1 protein-coding gene is annotated in these 2885 nt (G+C 52.8%); it reads left to right on the top strand.

From position 1 onward, the window contains the following. Positions 1 to 2885 (top strand): tetratricopeptide repeat protein (locus L5220_RS14170; RefSeq protein ID WP_499574294.1); only part of this gene is annotated, 2885 nt, incomplete at both ends.

Below are 2885 nucleotides of genomic sequence, written 5' to 3'. Positions count from 1 at the left end.
GAACAGACCCTAGGCACCAACCATCCAAAAGTGGCCACYRYMCTCAACAACTTGGCRGGGTTSTATCAAGCACAAGGGGAATATAGCAAAGCCGAACCGCTTTACCAGCGCAGTTTGGCGATCAGGGAGCAAGCCCTAGGCACCAACCATCCAGAAGTGGCCCAATCCCTGAACAACTTGGCGCTACTGTATCGAGAGCAAGGCCAATATAGTAAAGCCGAACCCCTATTCCAGCGCAGTTTGGCGATCAGGGAGCAAGCCTTGGGCACCAACCATCCAGAAGTGGCCACCACCCTCAACAACTTGGCAGGGTTGTATCAAGCRCAAGGGGARTATACCAAAGCCGAACCGCTATTGCAGCGCAGTTTGGCGATCAGGGAGCAAGCCTTGGGCACCAACCATCCAGAAGTGGCCACGACCCTCAATAACTTGGCGCGACTGTATGAAAAGCAAGGGCAATACGCCAAAGCCGAACCGCTTTASCAGCGCAGYTTGGCGATCAKGGAGCAAGCCTTRGGCACCAACCATCCAGAAGTGGCCACSACCCTCAACAACTTGGCACGGTTGTATCAAAAGCAAGGGCAGTACGCCAAAGCCGAACCGCTTTACCAACGCAGCTTGGTGATTTTGGAGCAAGCCTTGGGCACCAACCATCCAGAAGTGGCCACCACCCTCAATAACTTGGCACGGTTGTATCAAAAGCAAGGGCAGTATGCCAAAGCCGAACCGCTATTGCAGCGAAGCTTGGCGATYWGGGAGCAAGCCTTGGGCACCAACCATCCAGAAGTGGCCACGACCCTCAATAACTTGGCGCTACTGTATGAAAAGCAAGGGCAATACGSYAAAGCCGAACCCCTATACCAGCGCAGTTTGGCAATTTTGCAACAGACCCTAGGGGCTAGCCACCCAAATGTGGCCGCTGTCCTCAACAACTTGGCAGGGYTGTATSAAGCACAAGGGGAATATAGCAAGGCCGAACCTTTACTACAGCGCAGCTTGGTGATTTTGGAGCAAGCCCTAGGCGCCAACCATCCAAAAGTGGCCGCTGTCCTCAACAACTTGGCAGGGTTGTATCAAGCACAAGGGGAATATARCAAAGCCGAACCKCTWTWSCAGCGCAGTTTGGCGWTMAGGGARCAAGCCCTAGGCACCAATCACCCAGATGTCGCCCAATCCCTGAACAACTTGGCGCTRCTGTATGAAGMGCAAGGGGAATATAGCAAGGCCGAACCTTTACTACAGCGCAGTTTGGCAATTTTGCAACAGACCCTAGGGGCTARCCAYCCAAAWGTGGCCRCTGTCCTCAACAACTTGGCAGGGTTGTATCAAGCACAAGGGGAATATAGCAAAGCCGAACCTCTTTACCAGCGCAGTTTGGCGWTCAGGGAACGAGTTTTAGGTGCCAATCACCCAGATGTCGCCCAATCCCTGAACAACTTGGCGCTACTGTATCGAGAGCAAGGCCAATATAGTAAGGCCGAACCTTTACTACAGCGCAGCTTGGTGATTTTGGAGCAAGCCCTAGGCGCCAACCATCCAAAAGTGGCCACTACCCTCAACAACTTGGCGCTGTTGTATGAAGCACAAGGGGAATATAGCAAGGCCGAACCTTTACTACAGCGCAGCTTGGTAATTTTGGAGCAAGCCCTAGGCACCAACCATCCAGAAGTGGCCACTACCCTCAACAACTTGGCGCTGYTGTATCAARCRCAAGGCCAATATAGCAAGGTCGAACCTTTACTACAGCGCAGCTTGGTAATTTTGGAGCAAGCCCTAGGCACCAACCATCCAGAAGTGGCCRCGRYCCTCAACAACTTGGCAGGGTTGTATCAAGCACAAGGGGAATATAGCAAAGCCGAACCGCTATTGCAGCGCAGTTTGGCGATCAGGGAGCAAGCCCTAGGCACCAACCACCCAGATGTCGCCCAATCCCTGAACAACTTGGCGCTACTGTATCGAGAGCAAGGCCAATATAGTAAAGCCGAACCCCTATACCAGCGCAGTTTGGCAATTTTGCAACAGACCCTAGGGGCTAGCCACCCAAATGTGGCCGCTACCCTCAACAACTTGGCGCTGTTGTATGAAGCACAAGGGGAATATAGCAAGGTCGAACCTTTACTACAGCGCAGCTTGGTAATTTTGGAGCAAGCCCTAGGCACCAACCATCCAGAAGTGGCCACAACCCTCAATAACTTGGCGCTGCTGTATGAAGCACAAGGGGAATATAGCAAGGCCGAACCTTTACTACAGCGCAGCTTGGTGATTTTGGAGCAAGCCCTAGGCACCAACCATCCAGAAGTGGCCACGACCCTCAACAACTTGGCGGTGCTGTATCAAACGCAAGGCCAGCATAGTGAGGCAGAATCTCTGTACTTGCGCAGYTTGGTGATTTTGGAGCAAGCCCTAGGCRCCAAYCATCCARAAGTGGCCACYACCCTCAACAACTTGGCGCTGTTGTATGAAGCACAAGGGGAATATAGCAAAGCCGAACCGCTTTACCAACGCAGCTTGGTGATTTTGGAGCAAGCCCTAGGCACCAACCATCCAGAAGTGGCCACGACCCTCAATAACTTGGCGCTGCTGTATGAAGCACAAGGGCAATACGCCAAAGCCGAACCGCTTTACCAACGCAGCTTGGTAATTTTGGAGCAAGCCCTAGGCACCAACCATCCAAAAGTGGCCACSACCCTCAATAACTTGGCGCTGTTGTATGAAGCACAAGGGGAATATAGCAAGGCCGAACCTTTACTACAGCGCAGCTTGGTGATTTTGGAGCAAGCCCTAGGYRCCAACCATCCARAAGTGGCCACCGCCCTGAGCAACTTGGCGCTGTTGTATTGGAGGCTCAACCAAATTGAGCCAGCCCTAACACGTCTGGTACAGGC

This window comes from Synechococcus sp. PCC 6716 (genome assembly GCF_022570815.1).
GTDB lineage: Bacteria > Cyanobacteriota > Cyanobacteriia > Thermosynechococcales > Thermosynechococcaceae > Thermosynechococcus > Thermosynechococcus lividus.
Note: the sequence above shows the minus strand (reverse complement) of the source record. Positions and strands in the feature narration are given on the sequence as shown.